Source organism: Granulimonas faecalis (genome assembly GCF_022834715.1).
Taxonomy (GTDB): Bacteria; Actinomycetota; Coriobacteriia; order Coriobacteriales; family Atopobiaceae; genus Granulimonas; species Granulimonas faecalis.
In genome coordinates, this window is record NZ_BQKC01000001.1 from 150281 (window position 1) to 164977 (window position 14697).

Here is a 14697-nt window from a genome sequence, read left to right on the forward strand (position 1 = left end):
GAGTCGGCTGGAGGACTGCATGATCTGCGACGGCTGCGGCCACGGGCTGCCTGACAACGCCAAGTTCTGCCCCGAGTGCGGGCGGCCGGTGACACCGGCGCCTGCCGACGATACCCCGGCCGACAAGAGCGACGCCGGCGACCTGACGGGCGCGCCCCGGGAGGCGTCCTCGGCCCCCGAGACCGACGGCGTCCCGCCCACGGCGTCCATCCCCAAGGCCGAGCCGGCCCCGGTGCCGGACGGCCTCGAGGTCACCCGCGAGCAGGCCCGTCCGCGGGACCTCGACGAGGCCGCCGGCGACACCGTCGAGGTCCCGTTCGACCCCGCCGCCACGGGCGCCTTCCCCGGAGAGACCGCCCCGGTCTTCCCCGTGCCCCCGGAGCCCGCCGCTGCCAAAAGTCGCTCGTCCCGGCTCGGGCTCGTTTCGGCCGTCGCCGTGTTCCTCGCCGCCCTGGCGCTGCTCGCGGCCTTCGTCACCTGGCGAATGGAGCTCTGGGGCGGCCGCACCCTGCCCGACACCGTGGGCATGGACCAGGCCCAGGCCACCCAGCTCCTGCAGGACGGGGGCTTCTCGGTGGCGACGTCCGACGTGGTCTCCGACGGCAACGTGGGCAAGGTCGTGGAGCAGGATCCGGCCCCCGGCCGCCGTGTGGACCCCGGCACCGTGGTCGCGCTGGGCGTGGGCGTGGAGCGCTCCGTCCCCGACGTGGAGGGCATGAACCTCGACGACGCCAAGCAGGCCCTGGAGAAGCGGGGCATCGCGCGCCTGCGCATCGAGTACGAGAACTCCGACAGCGAGGAGGGCACGGTCATCTCGGCGTCGCCCGCCGCCGGCACCGTGGTGACCGAGAACGACGTCGTGACCCTCGTGGTGGCCCAGCCCTACACCGTGCCCGACGTCGCGGGCCTCTCGAGCGAGGAGGCCCATGAGGCCGTGGCGCGGGCCGGGCTCACGCCCAAGGAGGTGCTCGTGGCCTCCGACGAGGAGTCGGGCACCGTGGTGTCCACCGACCCCGGCGCCGGCGCCACCCTCAAGCAGGGCGCCACGGTCACGCTCAACGTGAGCTCGCCGTACCCCTCCACCCCCTACGCCGTGACCGAGTACCTCTCCTGCCGGCCGCAGGACCTCTCCACCTACCTGCGCGATCGCGGCTACTCCATACGCTACGGCGCCTCCAAGGACAACGCCGCCACCATGACGTGGGCCGGACCCGCGGCCGACCCCGAGGTCGTGGTGGGGCCCAACCCCTTCGCCCGCTACGAGGGCTTCCAGTTCTGGGCCACGGACGCCCTGGCCGCCGGCGCCTCCGTCGACGGCGTGCGCCTGCAGGTCACGCAGGAGAGCGCCCCCGCCGACGTCGGCACCCTCAAGGTGGACCAGTCGTGCGTCAACGCGCTCATGAATGCTTGCGGCCTCAAGGCGTCGTCGGGCACCACGACGGTGGCCACGCCGCAGACCGTGACGCCCAAGATGAAGGACGCCCCCGACTTCGTGGCCAAGGCCGGCACCTCGGGCGACACCGTGTGGGCCGTGGTGGTGTGGCGCCAGGGCGACGCGGTGCAGGCCGCCGTGTGCGCGGCGCCCACCGAGGCGCTGGAGGGCAACCTCAAGAAGGAGTCGGTGGACCTGGGGCACTACGGCGACTCCATGGCCAACCTGGCGGCGTCCTACATCGTGGGGGAGGCTGGGCGGTGACGGCGGGCCACGGGACCGCGGCCGTGCCGGGGGCCGCCGGTGCGCCGGGCGGCGACCGGCGGCGGAGCGAGGGCGAGCACCGCGGGACCGAACGCCGCGACCGGGAGTTCTGCCGCGCGGAGAACGAGGACGACGACGGCTACGACCCTTGGAGCGACCGTCGGCCGGAGCCGGAGCCCCTCTGGGAGGAGGACCCCTGGGCGTGACGGCCCGCCTCCCTTGAGAGAAGACGGGGTGCGAGGCCCGGGGGCACGGGGTTTATCAATAGTAAAATAATCGAAGTGACAGATGGGCCAGGCACCGCTGTCACGAGGCGCCGCTGGCACGCGCCGTCTGCCGGCGGCGGCCCCGGCGTCCTAGCGGACGACCAGCCACACGACCAGCGCCACCACCGCAAGGGCGATCACGGCCGCCAGGGCCATGGTCACGCGGCGCCGCTGCGTCTGGCGCTTGGAGGAGAAGAGGTCGCGCCGGCCCTTGGGCACACTCAGGTACTGGCCGTACCTGAGGTCCTTCTTGAAGCGCTTCTCGTCGGCGCGGCTGCGGCGGTACCCGGCGCCGGAGAGCACGGGACCGCGGCGCGTGGTGAAGCCCGACTCGTGGGCGTAGTCGATGGCGCCCTCGGTGTCGTCCTCCTCCATGAGGTCCACCGCGGGCTGGGTCACGTGGGGCACCGGCTCGCGCACGAAGGCCTCGCGGCCGCGGCCCATGGACGGCGCCGGGGTGGCGTGGCGCGGGGCGGCGTTGGTCGGACGGGCGAGCTCGGGGTCGGGGGAGCGGTGGTCGAGGTCGCCCTCGAAGGCAGGGTCCACGGCCGAGAGGTCGTCCTCCGGCGTGGGGACCGAGACGGTGGGCGGCTCGTCGTCGAAGTCCGGCAGGTCGAGGCCGGTGACGCGCTGGGTGCGCCCCAGGTTGGGGATGGCGGGCCCCGTGGTGGGTCGCTCGGTCCGCTCGTGCTCTGCCATGGTCGCTCCCGTCCCCGGTGCCGCTCGGCTTGGTGTGTTCACGTCATTCTAGAAGAGCCCCGCCGCGGGCGACGCTCCTCCAGGCACCCGCTAGAAAACCGACACGGGCGCGTCCTGCGCCGCCGCGAGCACCCGCAGGCGGCCGTCGGGCGTGGCGGCGTGCACTCCCAGCGCGTCCAGCGGCTCGGCGCCCACCGCGGCCGCCAGGCACCGCACGGCAACGGAGGGCCGGTTGTTCTCCTGCGAGAGGTGCATGGCCACCACGGCCTCGGTCTCGGGGGTGACCAAAGACGGCAGCGCCGCGGCCGCCTGGGCGTTGGAGAGGTGCCCGCGCTCGCCGGCCACGCGGGCCTTGAGGTAGGCGGGGTAGGACCCGTTCCGGAGCATGGCCTCGTCGTGGTTGGACTCCAGGGCGAGGATGCGCACGGAGACCAGGGCGCGGGCGGCCTCGGGGGTCAGCACGCCGGTGTCGGTGCAGATGCCCACGGCGTCGCCACCGCAGCGCACCGTCACGCCCATGGGCTGGCGCACGTCGTGGCTCGTGGGGAACGTGGAGACCTCCAGCCCCGCCACCGAGAAGCCCTCGCCGGGCACGACGGTCTCAAAGGGCAGGGCCTCCATGGCCGGCCGCGCCGTGGCCGTGCCCTCGCTCGAGACCAGGCGACCGCGCCAATGGCGGCACCATACGGCCAGGCCGCGCACATGGTCGCCGTGCTCGTGGGTCACCACGCAGGCGGAGGCCGCCTCCACGTCCACGCCCAGCTCGGCCCCGCGGCGCAGGAGCTCCCTGCGCGAGAGGCCGTCGTCCACCAGCAGGGAGCCGTCGGGCCCCTCGACCAGGTAGGCGTTGCCCTTGGACCCGGAGGCCAGGACGTGCAAGGTCAGCAGGCGTTCCATGGGGCCTCCTCGCGGGCGGGGCGGTGTCTCGGGCCCCACAAGACTACACTTCAATGCTGTCCCTGAGCCCCGCGTCCGCCCGAGGAGGACCCCATGACCAGCGTCGCCAAACGCTACGGCACCGGTACCGCGCGCTTCTCGCGCCCCGCTCCCGCCGGCGACCCCGCCCTGCGCGCCCCCGTGGTGCTCATGGTCTCCGGTGGGGCGGACTCCTGTGCCCTGCTCCTCATGGCGGCTACATCGAGCCTCGACGTCGACGACGGCCGCGGCTGCGCCCCCATCGCCCGTGAGCGCCTGCACGTGCTCCATGTGAACCACGGCCTCCGCGGCATCGACGCCGAGGAGGATGCCGAGTTCGTGGCCGACCTCGCGGCCCGCCACGGCATCCCATGCACGGTGCGGTTCGTGGACGTGCCCGCCCTCGCCGACGCCACGCCGGGAGAGTCGTTCGAGTCCGTGGCGCGTCAGGTGCGCTACGAGGAGGCCACGGGGCTCGCCAACCGCCTCTGCGCCGAGGTGGGCTGCCCCCGATCGGCCGCGCGCATCCTCACCGGGCACACGGCCGACGACCGCTGCGAGACCTTCTTCATGAACGCGCTCAAGGGCGCGGGCCCGTCGGGGCTCTCGTCGATCCCCCGGCGCCGCAACCGCATCGTGCGCCCGCTTCTGGACCGCACCCACGACGACCTCTGCGACTACCTGCGCATGCACGGCGTGGTCTGGCGCGAGGACGCCACCAACGCCGACACCCGCTACCTGCGCAACTACGTGCGCCACGTCGTGGTGCCCGCCGCGGCCGAGCGCAACCCCCGCCTCGTGGAGGCCGTGGCCACCTCGTGCGACCTCATGGCCGACGAGGACTCCTTCATGACCTCCGTGGCCGCCCGGGCCCTCCGCGACGTCTGCCGCCGTGCGGACCCCGGCGCCCGCACCCTGGACGCCGGGCGCCTCGCCGCCATGGACGTGGCCGTCGCCCGCCGCGTGGTGCGCATGGCCCTGCTCGAGGTGGCTCCGGGCGCCCGGCTGGAGGCCCGCCACATCGCCCGGGTGCTGGCACTGGTGACGGCGGGGGAGGGGTCGTTCACGGCGCCCCTCGGCGTGGACGTCTCGGTGCAGTACGGGCTGCTCCGCATTCGCGGCCGCGAGGGGGTCGCCGTGCTCCGTGGCGCGTGGCTCGACGTCCCGGGCACCCTCGACCTCGGCGACGGCCGCACCCTCACGGCGTCGCTCGTGGCCGTCTCGGGCGCCGACGACCCGCCCGGCCTCGCCCACACGTTCGCCTCGGAGCGCGGCGCGTCCTCGGCCATGCTCGACGCCGAGGCCTCTTGCGTGTCGCCCACAGGCGGCCGGCTCTGGGTGGCGTCGCCGCAGCCGGGCGAGGTGCTCTGCCCCCTGGGCATGCACGGCCAGTCCAAGCGGCTCTCGGACCTCCTCCAGGACGTCCGGGTGCCGGCCCGCGATCGCGCCTCCGTGCCGGTGGTGCGCACCGGTGCCACAGGCCCCGTGGTATGGGTGGCCGGCGTGCGGGCCGACGAGCGCAGCCGTGTGGGGCCCGCCACAAAGACCCTGTTAGTATTGAACCTGCACGGCGCATGAGGAGGCATCGAGGAGAGGAAGCCGTCATGGCAGAGCTGCACCCCGACATCGAGCGCGTGGTCTTCTCGGAGGAGGACATCGCGGCCATCGTGGAGAAGATGGGCCGCGAGATCACCGAGGAGTACGCCGACAAGAACCCGCTGGTCGTCTGCGTCCTCAAGGGCGCCGTGGTCGTCATGGCCGACGTCATGCGGGCCATCAGGGCGCCGCTGACCATCGACTTCATGGCCGTCTCCAGCTATGGCGACGCCACGTCGTCCTCCGGCGTCGTGCGCATCCTCAAGGACCTCGACTCCCGCATCGAGGGCCGCCACGTCATCATCGTCGAGGACATCCTCGACTCCGGCCTCACCCTGTCGTACCTCATCAACATGCTGCAGTCCCGCGGCCCCGCCTCCGTGGAGGTGGCCGCGTTCCTCGTCAAGGACGTCGACGACCGTGATTGCTCCGTGGTCCCCAGGTTCGTGGGCGCCCACGTGCCAAACGAGTTCATCGTCGGGTATGGTCTGGACTATGCGGAGCGCTACCGCAACCTTCCATACATCGGAGTTCTCAAGCCGGAGTGCTACTCCTAGGGCGAGCGCGCCCAGCAACGGGGAGGGCCCTTCGGACCGGCAGGGGGTAACCACATGGCCGATCAAAAACCCACGGGAAGACCTACGGGGCCGTCGGGCAAGGGGCCCGGCCCGTCCCGCTCGAGCCTTCTCTACGTTCTCATCCTCGTGGCCTGCGCGGCTTACCTGTTCTGGTCCATGGGCGGCGTCGGCCAGCCCCAGGGGACCCAGACCACCGGTGACGCCGCCGGCCAGAGCCAGCAGGCCGCGCCCAAGAACGGCGGGCGGCTGTCCACAAGCGAGTTCGTGGCCGCCGTCGACTCCGGCCGCGTGAAGGCCGCCACCTGGTCGTCCTCGTCGGGCACGGTCACGGGTACCTACTGGGCCGAGCAGGACAAGGTGGGCAGCGAGTCCGACCTTGTCTCGTTCACCAGCTCCTATGCCGGGGCCGACTCCCTCGAGGAGCTCATGGCCGCCCACCCCGACACTGACTTCACCGTCGACACGAGCGACGCCAGGGCCGGCATGGACTTCCTCTTCGCGCTCCTGCCCACGGTGATCATCATCGTGTTCATGTTCTACTTCATGAACCGCATGCAGGGGCAGAACTCCGGGGCCATGCAGTTTGGCAAGACCAAGGCCAAGACCACCGAGGAGACCCGGCCCACGGTGAAGTTCTCCGACGTGGCGGGCATCGACGAGGCCGTGGCCGAGATCCGCGAGATCCGCGACTTCCTCGTCAACCCCGAGCGCTTCCAGCGCATGGGCGCCAAGATTCCCCACGGCGTGCTGCTCATGGGCCCTCCGGGCACCGGCAAGACGCTGCTCGCCAAGGCCGTGGCCGGCGAGGCCCAGGTGCCCTTCTTCTCCATCTCGGGCTCCGACTTCGTGGAGATGTTCGTGGGCGTGGGCGCCAGCCGCGTGCGCGACCTCTTCAAGCAGGCCAAGGCCGCTGCGCCCGCCATCGTCTTCATCGACGAGATCGACGCCGTGGGCCGTCAGCGCGGCGCCGGCCTGGGCGGCGGCCACGACGAGCGCGAGCAGACCCTGAACCAGCTCCTCGTGGAGATGGACGGCTTCGAGGGCAACGCCACGGTCATCCTCATCGCCGCCACCAACCGTCCCGACGTCCTCGACCCGGCCCTGCTGCGCCCCGGGCGCTTCGACCGTCAGATCACGGTGGACCGCCCCGACGTCAAGGGCCGCGAGAGAATCCTCCAGGTGCACAGCGCCAACAAGCCTCTGGAGCCGGACGTGGAGTACGGCGCCCTCGCCAAGCTCACCCCTGGCTTCACCGGCGCCGACCTCGCCAACCTCATGAACGAGGCCGCCCTCCTCGCCGCCCGGCGCGACAAGGACGCCATCGGCATGGAGGAGATCGAGGAGGCCATGGAGCGCGTCATCGCCGGCCCCGAGCGCAAGAGCCGCGTGGTGTCCGAGCTCGAGCGCACCACCATCGCCTTCCACGAGTCGGGCCACGCGCTGGTGGGCCACTACCTCTCCAACGCCGACCCGGTGCACAAGATCACGATCGTGCCCCGTGGCCAGGCCCTGGGCTACACCCTGTCCCTGCCCGAGGAGGACCACTTCCTCCAGACCCGCAACGCCATGTTCGAGCAGATCGCGGTGCTGCTGGGCGGCCGCACCGCCGAGGAGCTCTTCTGCGAGGACATCACCACCGGCGCCTCCAACGACCTCGAGCGCGCCACCAAGCTGGCCCGCCAGATGGTCACCCGCTACGGCATGTCCAAGGTGCTGGGCACCCAGGTGTTCGGCGAGGCCCAGCACGAGGTGTTCCTGGGCCGCGACTACGCCGACAGGCAGGACTACTCGCCCGAGACCGCCCTGCGCATCGACGGCGAGGTGAGCCGCATCATGCGCCAGGCCCACGAGAAGGCCAAGGCCATCCTGGAGGAGCACGCGGACCAAATCCGTACCATGGCCGGCGTGCTGCTGGAGCGCGAGACCGTGGAGGGCGAGGCCGTGCAGGCCCTGCTCGACGACACCTGGGACGAGTACCTGGCGGCCCATCCCGAGGAGAAGGTCAACGAGGAGGCCGCCGAGGTGGGCCACGTGGTCGCGCCCGCCGGCGACGCCACGGGCGACGGCGGCCTGGACGAGCTGGGCAGCGAGGAGGCCCATGAGTCCGAGGAGGGGATCGACCACGAGCTCGACCCCAAGGACCCCAAGAGCCCCGAGGACCCCGAGGACTAGCCGTCACACAGCGTCACCGAAGAGGGCGGGCGCGGCCGGAACCGATCCGGTCGCGCCCGCCCTCCTGTCATCCCTGTCCCATTGGTCGGACACTTTTGTCCCAATGGTCGGGCACTTCTGTCACATTGCGCAATTTATGCAGCGGGCCCCCGTCACGCCACCACGTTCTGAGGGTTGCCCTCGCAGAACGCGGTCACGTTGGCGAAGGCGATCTTGGCGCGCCGCTCCATGGCCTCGGCGGTGTAGTAGCCCACGTGGGGCGTGAGCACCATGCGGGGCGCCGAGAGGAGCGGGCATGACGGGTCCAGCGGCGGCTCCTGGTCGAACACGTCCACGGCGGCGCCGCCCAGGTGGCCCGAGACGAGGGCGTCGGCCAGCGCCGTGGCATCCACGATGGGCCCGCGGGCGCAGTTCACGAGCACGGCCCCCTTCTTCATGGCGGCGATCTTCTCGGCGTCGATGAAGCCGCGGGTGGACTCGGTGAGCGGCAGGTGCAGCGTGACGATGTCGGACTCGGCCAGCAGGGCGTCGAGGCCCCGGTAGCTCACTCCGGCATCCATGCAGGCGGGGTTGGGGTGGCGGGCGTAGCCCAGCACCTTGGCCCCAAAGGCCGAGAAGAGCCGGGCCACCCGGGTGCCGATGCGGCCGGTGCCGATGACGCCCACGGTCTTGCCGGCGATCTCGGTGCCCATGAGGCCCTCGGAGGTCCCCCCGTCGCGCACAGCCTGCTGGCCCGACGGCACGCGGCGCAGCACGTCCACGGTGAGGCCCATGACGAGCTCGGCCACCGCGGCGTCGGAGTAGCCGGCGCAGTTGCACACGGTGACGCCCTGGTTGCGGCAGGCCTCGATGTCCACGAGGTCCACGCCGGTGAAGGCCACGTCCACGAGCTTGAGCTTGGGTAGGGCGCCGATGACGCTCGCCGGGAACGGCGTGTTGGCGATGATGACGACGTCGGCGCCCTCGGCGCGTTCCCTCAGCTCATTGGGGTCGGTGGTGCGGGTGGGGAAGGCCTTGAAGCTGTGGCCGGCCTCCACAAGCGGAGCCGAGAGCTCGGCCACGATCTTGTCGGGCACGGAGAGGGGCTCGAGTAGGGCGATGTTCACGGGGGCTCCTTTCGTCTGATGCATCCTAGCGCACCGGGTTGCGTAATGCATCAACGGGGAGCTGACGGCGCGTGACAGCGGTGCCTGGCCCATCTGTCACTTCGCCTATTGCCCGATTGATGGTCTATGCGCACCAAGGCCGCGCGGTAAGGGGCCCTCGACGCAGGTGCGGCTTGCCGTGCGTCCATAGGGCCCCTCCCGACGCGAGAAGGGCCCTGCGGACGGACTCCGGCACACGGGGCCCGTGGGGAGCGGTCGGCCGCCCGGTGAGGCCCCCTCGTGTAGAGAAGCCCTTACCGGGCGGCCTCGGTGTGTGCCGCGGCAGTTCGGGTGTGCCCCGACCCCAAGGCCGGTTCCGGTGGGCCCATGACGGCCCGTCGCGGCTCGCGGATGCCCCCGGCCATCCACCCCCGGCCGAGAGGTCATCGCACCGCGGCGCCGGCGGAGAGCCCGTCCACCACGGCCGGAACCTCGTCGAGGCGGTCCACCATGCGGTGCGCGCCCTCCTGCGAGAAGCCGAACCGCGTCTCCCTCCTCGCCACCACGAAGAGCCCCGCCCTCCTCGCCGCCTCGATCCCCGTGTCGGAGTCCTCCACGGCCACACACCGCCGCGGGTCCACGCCGAGGAGGCGCGTCGCCTCGAGGTAGACGTCGGGTGCCGGCTTGGAGCGGGCCACCTCGTGGCCGCTCGCCACGGCTGCGAACCGGTCGCGCACGCCGCAACCATCGAGGGCCGCCTCTATCTCCGCCGGCGAGGAGCACGACGCCACGGCGCAGGGGACGTCCCGGTCGCGCAGCCCGTCGAGGCAACGGTGCAACCCGGCCATGGCCAGCTCGCCGAGCCTCCCGTCGAGGACGGAGAAGGCCGGCTCCACCACCTCCTCGGCGCCCATGCCCTCCCATGCGGGGTCGGGGCTGGGTACCCTCGCGAGCCACCGCTCCAGGTGCTCGCGGTACACGGGGGCGGCGCACCCGACGATGGCACCCGCCTCGTCCCATCCCAGCGGGACCCCGTGGCGTCCGAAGAAGTCAACGAGGATGCGGCAGTAGGCCGCCTCGGTATCGACGATGACCCCGTCAAGGTCGAACACGACGGCCGCAACAGTGTCCATGAACCCTCCTGTCGTAAAATTGGTATTAAGAAATAGCTATATTGTCTACAATCACAGAAAGAAAGGACTTGTTCAAGGGGGTTGTCATGGGGTTGTTCGGGTGCAGGGATCCACGGAGGGCCTTCGACGGCCCCGACTTCACGGTGACGTCGGTCCTGTTCGAGCCGCCGCGCCTGTCGCTGCTTCCGTGGGTGGTCGAGGACTCCTCCCGGGGTCTCTGGGCCGTGCGCTTTCCCGGGTGCGACCCCGTTGTGTTCCGCGACTCCGAGCTCCTCGACTGCCGCATCGTCGAGCGTGCGCCCGATGTCTACGATGGCGGCGACCGTGGGCTGGCGGCGCGCATCATGGCCAACCCGGCCGCGGTGTCCCGGACCAACGCGGCCGGGAAGGGCCGCTGCCTGGGGATCTCGGTGGTGCTCGCGGTGCGCTCCGGCGAGGAGGGGGTTGCCCGTCTGGAGATTCCCGTCATAACGAGGGAGGTTCGCCGCGACTCACCGGCGTTCGAGAGCCTGAGTGGCTATGCTGGGGAAATAAAGGGGCGCATGGACGCCGTGATCGAACGAGGGGCCGCGGTGGCCGGGGGAGCGGGGCACGAGGGATGGGCTCAGGGTTGACCATACCGGCCAAGGACCGCGCATCCGAGGGTATCCGCTGGCTCATCACCTCCCGGGGGCTCGGTCCCGGGGACCGCCTGCCGGCCGAGCGGGAGCTCTGCGAGCTCGTGGGGGTGTCGCGCACGGCTCTGAGGGGCGCCATCGCCGAGCTCGTGGCCGGCAACGTGCTCGAGAGCCGCCAAGGGTCGGGCACCTATGTGGCAGACCCACGGGTGCTCTTGGTCTTCCAAGAGACCTACAACTACGGTGCCGCGGCGCGCGACGTGGGCATGTCGCCGGGCAGCCTCCTGGTCGCCTTCGGGGTGGAGGGGGCCCCGGCCGACGTGGCGGAGCGTCTCTCCCTGACCCCTGGCGACCCGGTCTTCTTCCTCAAGCGGGTGAGGACCGCCGACGGCAGGCCCAGCTCCATCGAGACCGGTTGGATCGACCATGGACGCTTCCCGGGCATCGAGGCCCACGACTATGCCCGGGAGAGCCTCTACGAGGTGCTTGAGCGCGATTACGGCGTCCGCATCTCCCATGGCGAGGAGCGCATCTCGGTGACGAGGGTCCGCGAGGACGAGGCCCCCCTGCTGGGTCTCGCCCCCGGCGACGCCGCGCTCTACTTCCTGGCGGTCGAGAAGGACGCCGAGGGTCGTCCTGTGGAGTTCGGCCGCCACATCATCCGGGCCGACCGCTACCACTTCGCCAGCAACGACCTGCCCGAGCGCCTCAAGGGGAAGGTGGGCAAGAAGCCGTGGCTCTTCTCGTGACCGACGAGGCCCCGTCCGAGGACGAGCCTGTCTACCTCAGTATCCGCAGGGTCATCGCAGAGCGAATCGAGCGCGGCGACTATCCTGCCGGCCTCGCCCTGCCGTCCGAGAACGAGCTGGCGGACGAGTTCGGCTGCACCCGCCTCACGGTGCGCAACGCCGTGGGGGAACTCGTGGACCGCGGTCTCGTGCGGCGCATCCAGGGCAAGGGGGCCTTCGTCGTGAGCCTCTGGGACGGGGCCGAGGCCGCCGGCATGGGCTTCCGCGAGATGATACGGGCCCACGACGCCGAGCCCTCCGTGCGTATCCTGTCGCGTTCGCGGCGCCTCGCCGGCCCCCTCTTCTCGGACCTGTTCGGGGTGGCGCCCGAGGACGAGCTCTACTGCGTGCGTCGGCTCAACATCGTCGACGGTGTCCCGATCTCCATCGAGAGCGCGCTCATCCCGCTCTCGCTCTTCCCCGACATCGAGGGGGTGGACGTGGCCGTCTTCAGCCTCTACGAGACCTACGCGATGTACGGGCACGAGGTCGTGGGCACCCAGGAGGTCCTCGGCCTGACCGAGCTCTCGGCGCGCGACGCCGGCCTGTTCCGCGTGCGGGCCGGTGACCCCGCCTTGACCCTCGACTGCGTGAGCTACGACGGCGAGGGCCGTGCCGTGGAGTACGTGAGGGCCCTCAACCTGGGCGACCGCGGGGGCTACGTCTACACCTACTGACGCCCGTTGGGCGGTGGGGGCGGTTCCGCTACCGCTTGTCCCTCATTTTCTACCGCTCGCCGGTATCCCTTGGTTACCGAGAATTGGTATCAAAACAGTGTTAGCTTGTGTATAGCAAATGGTCACAAAAAGTCGCCACTTGTATTCTCATTATCGCCAACCGTCGATTCAAGGGAAGGGGCAGCAGTGAAGTCGCAGACCCCCACGATGCTCGATTACGCCCGGTCGGCGCAGAACCGCATGGCCGAGAACCTCGGGCGTTCGGCGGAGCTCACCTGCTGGCTGGTGGATTCCTATGCCGCGACGCTCCGGCGCTCCGGCGGCCCGGCGGTCAGGATCGTCGCGTCCGGGTCCTCCCGCCACGCGGCCGACTGCGCCCGCGACTTCATGGCCCGGACCCTCGGGGAGCAGGTGTGCGTCGTGACCCCGGAGCGGTTCATGGCGTTCGACCACAACTACCCCGCCAACGCGTTCAACGTGGTGGTCTCGCAGAGCGGCTACTCCACCAACGTGCTCGCGGCCCTCGATTTCCTGCATGACGGCGGGCAGCCGGCGGTCGCCCTCACCGCGAACCTCGGCTCGCCCGTCGCGGACCGCGCCGACGTGGCGGTGGACTACGGGTGCGGTCTGGAGGCGGTGGACTTCGTCACCCAGGGCATGCTCACCCTGGTCGAGTTCCTCATGCTCTTCTCGCTCTACGGGGCAGAGGCGGCGGGGACCATCGGGCAGCGGTCCCTCATGGAGGGTCTCGCCTCCGTCGAGGACGCCGTGGCCGCCCACGGAGCCTGCCTGCCCGCGGCCGACGCCTTCGTCGAGCGGCATATGGGCGATCTCTCCCGCCGCTCCCCTGCCCTGGTCGTGGGCAACGGCCCCGCATGGGGCGTTGCCGAGGAGGCCGCCCTCAAGTTCCAGGAGACGCTCAAGATCGCCGCCGCCCCCTTCGAGGGCGAGGAGTTCGTGCACGGCCCCGAGATGCAGGTGGCCCCCGGACACCTCGTCTTCATCCAGGACGACCCCGCAGGGTCGCCGCGCCTCGCCCGCTGCGCCCGGGTCATGGCCCAGGTGACGCCGTCGGCGTGGCTGCTCACGGCCTGCCCGGCCGGCGAGCCCTACGAGGTGCGCCTGCCTTCCTGCGCCGACCCGCTCTGCACCGCCATCCCCAACCTGGGGTTCTTCCAGGTCGTGGCGGCGACGGTCGCCCAGGCGACGGACTCCTGGGACATCCACCCGTTCCTGGCGGCCCACGAGGGCGAGCTCGGCAGCAAGGCCCCCGGCTACGACGAGGCCGTGGCAGAGCTCGAGCGCCGGGCATCCACTTCTGCAGACACGGCGCGTCCCTAGGCGCCTGTCCCTTGGGGGGCCGCCGGTACCCGGCCGCCCCGTACCACCGGAGAGAGAATGAGAGGAGCACCGTGAAAGAGACTGAGAAGGTCGAGATCATGCACTTCGACCAGGAGGGGTACCTCGCCGACGGCGAGGCTCTCCACGAGACCGGCAAGCGCATGGCCGCCATGGCCGACAAGGTGGCCGACGAGGGCTACGACGCCGTCTTCCTCATGGGTGTCGGCGGCACATGGGACGAGCTCATGCAGCTCGAGTACATGATGAACAAGTACGGCGACAAGGACCTCGAGGTCTACCTCATCCACGCAGCCGAGTGGCTCGTGGCGGGCCACAAACGCATGACCGAGCGCTCCGTGGTACTCACCGCATCCGAGAGCGGCACCACGCCTGAGATCCTCGAGGCGGTGGCCAAGCTCAAGGAGATGGGCGTGCGCGTGGTGGCCATGACCAAGCCCGACGGCCCCATCGGCAAGGCGGTTGGTGCCGAGAACTGCGTGGCCATGGCGTCCAGCCACGGGTGCGGCGGCTGCGAGGGCGGGTACTACCTCGCCGACTGCTTCGGGCTCAAGCTTCTCGAACGTCGCGGCAGCTTCCCGGCCTTTGACCGCTTCATCGAGCAGTGCCGCGGAATTTGGGCGGACCTCGTCGACATCCGCAAGAGGTTCGAGCCCGTCGCCGAGAGGATCGCGCGCTCCTACGCCCTCGCCCCCTACACCATGTTCGTGGGCTCCGGCGCCCTATGGGGCGAGACCATCCTGTTCGCCATGTGCATTCTCGAGGAGATGCAGTGGAAGCGCACCCGCTACATCAGCTCCGCCGACTTCTTCCACGGCACCCTCGAGCTCGTGGAGGAGGGCGTCCCCGTCGTGCTCTTCAAGGGCGTCGACGAGTACCGCAAGCTCGACGACCGCGTCGAGGCGTTCCTCAAGAGCGGCCGCACCGGTGACGACGACGTTGTCGTCATCGACGTCGACGAGTTCGCGACGCCCTCGATCGACAAGGAGTTCCGCACCATCGTGAGTCCGTGGATCCTCTCGTCCCTGGTGACCGACCGCGTGTCCGCCTACTACGAGACCGTCACGAAGCACAACCTCAACTATCGCCGCTACTACCACCAGTTCGAGTACTAGC

At 70.8% G+C, this 14697-nt stretch carries 14 protein-coding genes; 10 read left to right on the forward strand and 4 right to left on the reverse strand.

Annotation, left to right across the window (positions count from 1 at the left end; genetic code table 11):
* The first annotated feature begins 19 nt into the window (after nt 1-19).
* The gene (locus tag OR600_RS00695; protein ID WP_265590450.1) at nt 20-1696 is read left to right on the forward strand and encodes a PASTA domain-containing protein; all 1677 of its coding nucleotides are present in this window, start codon (nt 20-22) and stop codon (nt 1694-1696) included.
* Entirely contained in the window at nt 1693-1902 is a 210-nt protein-coding gene (locus tag OR600_RS00700) for a hypothetical protein (RefSeq protein WP_135977987.1), read from the forward strand. The genes OR600_RS00695 and OR600_RS00700 overlap by 4 nt, the downstream gene beginning before the upstream one ends.
* Nucleotides 1903-2052: 150 nt before the next feature.
* On the opposite strand, the gene OR600_RS00705 is transcribed toward OR600_RS00700, so the two are convergent.
* Both OR600_RS00705 and OR600_RS00710 read right to left on the reverse strand, forming a co-directional pair.
* On the reverse strand, nt 2053-2661 hold the full coding sequence (locus OR600_RS00705) for a hypothetical protein (RefSeq protein WP_265590451.1): 609 nt from the start codon (nt 2659-2661) through the stop codon (nt 2053-2055).
* Between the two features lie 90 nt (nt 2662-2751).
* Nucleotides 2752-3558 carry an MBL fold metallo-hydrolase gene (locus OR600_RS00710; protein WP_204408010.1) on the reverse strand — a complete coding sequence of 269 codons (807 nt, stop codon included), beginning with the start codon at nt 3556-3558 and terminating at the stop codon, nt 2752-2754.
* Nucleotides 3559-3651: 93 nt separating this feature from the next.
* Here OR600_RS00710 and tilS point away from each other — a divergent pair, with 93 nt between their 5' ends.
* Genes tilS through ftsH form a run of 3 tightly spaced genes read left to right on the forward strand, consistent with a single transcriptional unit; the run spans nt 3652 to nt 7922 of the window.
* Nucleotides 3652-5154 carry a tRNA lysidine(34) synthetase TilS gene (gene tilS, locus OR600_RS00715; protein WP_265590452.1) on the forward strand — a complete coding sequence of 501 codons (1503 nt, stop codon included), beginning with the start codon at nt 3652-3654 and terminating at the stop codon, nt 5152-5154.
* A 26-nt stretch (nt 5155-5180) separates the two neighbouring features.
* Nucleotides 5181-5729, forward strand: coding sequence for a hypoxanthine phosphoribosyltransferase (gene hpt, locus OR600_RS00720; protein ID WP_251164226.1), 549 nt, complete (start codon nt 5181-5183; stop codon nt 5727-5729).
* 54 nt (nt 5730-5783) lie between these two features.
* On the forward strand, nt 5784-7922 hold the full coding sequence (gene ftsH / locus OR600_RS00725) for an ATP-dependent zinc metalloprotease FtsH (RefSeq protein ID WP_265590453.1): 2139 nt from the start codon (nt 5784-5786) through the stop codon (nt 7920-7922).
* A 152-nt stretch (nt 7923-8074) separates the two neighbouring features.
* Here the strand turns inward: ftsH and OR600_RS00730 are convergent, their stop codons facing one another.
* Nucleotides 8075-9028, reverse strand: coding sequence for an NAD(P)-dependent oxidoreductase (locus OR600_RS00730; protein ID WP_135977993.1), 954 nt, complete (start codon nt 9026-9028; stop codon nt 8075-8077).
* Nucleotides 9029-9450: 422 nt separating this feature from the next.
* Nucleotides 9451-10140, reverse strand: a complete 690-nt coding sequence (locus OR600_RS00735; RefSeq protein ID WP_135977994.1) for an HAD family hydrolase — start codon at nt 10138-10140, stop codon at nt 9451-9453.
* Between the two features lie 86 nt (nt 10141-10226).
* Here OR600_RS00735 and OR600_RS00740 point away from each other — a divergent pair, with 86 nt between their 5' ends.
* The 5 genes from OR600_RS00740 (at nt 10227) to OR600_RS00760 (ending at nt 14696) form a co-directional block, all read left to right on the forward strand.
* Nucleotides 10227-10754: a hypothetical protein gene (locus tag OR600_RS00740; RefSeq protein WP_265590454.1), complete on the forward strand. Its 528-nt coding sequence runs from the start codon at nt 10227-10229 to the stop codon at nt 10752-10754.
* Complete coding sequence (locus OR600_RS00745) at nt 10739-11506, forward strand: GntR family transcriptional regulator (RefSeq protein ID WP_265590456.1); 768 nt, start codon at nt 10739-10741, stop codon at nt 11504-11506. Before OR600_RS00740 ends, OR600_RS00745 begins: the two co-directional genes overlap by 16 nt.
* On the forward strand, nt 11491-12222 hold the full coding sequence (locus tag OR600_RS00750; RefSeq protein WP_265590457.1) for a GntR family transcriptional regulator: 732 nt from the start codon (nt 11491-11493) through the stop codon (nt 12220-12222). The genes OR600_RS00745 and OR600_RS00750 overlap by 16 nt, the downstream gene beginning before the upstream one ends.
* A gap of 186 nt (nt 12223-12408) precedes the next feature.
* Nucleotides 12409-13563, forward strand: a complete 1155-nt coding sequence (locus OR600_RS00755) for an SIS domain-containing protein (RefSeq protein ID WP_265590458.1) — start codon at nt 12409-12411, stop codon at nt 13561-13563.
* 71 nt (nt 13564-13634) lie between these two features.
* A complete protein-coding gene (locus tag OR600_RS00760; RefSeq protein ID WP_251173403.1) occupies nt 13635-14696 on the forward strand; it encodes an SIS domain-containing protein in 1062 nt (353 codons plus the stop codon).
* Nucleotide 14697 lies beyond the last annotated feature (1 nt).